This is a genomic window from Amycolatopsis vastitatis (assembly GCF_002234595.1).
Lineage (GTDB): Bacteria > Actinomycetota > Actinomycetes > Mycobacteriales > Pseudonocardiaceae > Amycolatopsis > Amycolatopsis vastitatis.
Map to the genome: position 1 here is coordinate 1 of NZ_NMUL01000141.1, position 373 is coordinate 373.

Here is a 373-nt window from a genome sequence, read left to right on the forward strand (position 1 = left end):
ACCTCGATGTGCCCGGGCAGCACTTCGGCGAGCCGCTCCCGGCCGGCTTCGGTGATGGTGACCGTGGTGCTGCGCTCGTCGTCCGGGGACGGGGTGCGCACGACGAGGCCCGCTTTCTCGAGCAGGCCGGCCTGGTAGGTGAGGCCGCTGCGGCTGTAGACGACGCCGTCGGCGAGGTCGGTCATGCGGTGGCTGCCGGTCGGTGCGTCGCCGAGGCGGGCCAGCAGCTGGAACTGCACGTAGCTGAGGTCGCCGGCTTCGCGCAGCTGTTGCTCGACCGCGTGCCGGAGCAGGCTGGTCACCTCGATGAGGTCGAAGTAGGCACCCAGCTGCACGGGATCGAGCGACGGCGGCGAATCAGGCATGGCCGGAG

General features: G+C 71.0%; 1 protein-coding gene. It reads right to left on the reverse strand.

The window, feature by feature from the left end; translation table 11 throughout:
- Nucleotides 1–365, reverse strand: a 365-nt coding sequence (locus tag CF165_RS49795; protein ID WP_093954570.1) for a MarR family winged helix-turn-helix transcriptional regulator, incomplete at its 3' end; no start/stop codon positions are given.
- Between the last annotated feature and the right edge of the window lie 8 nt (nucleotides 366–373).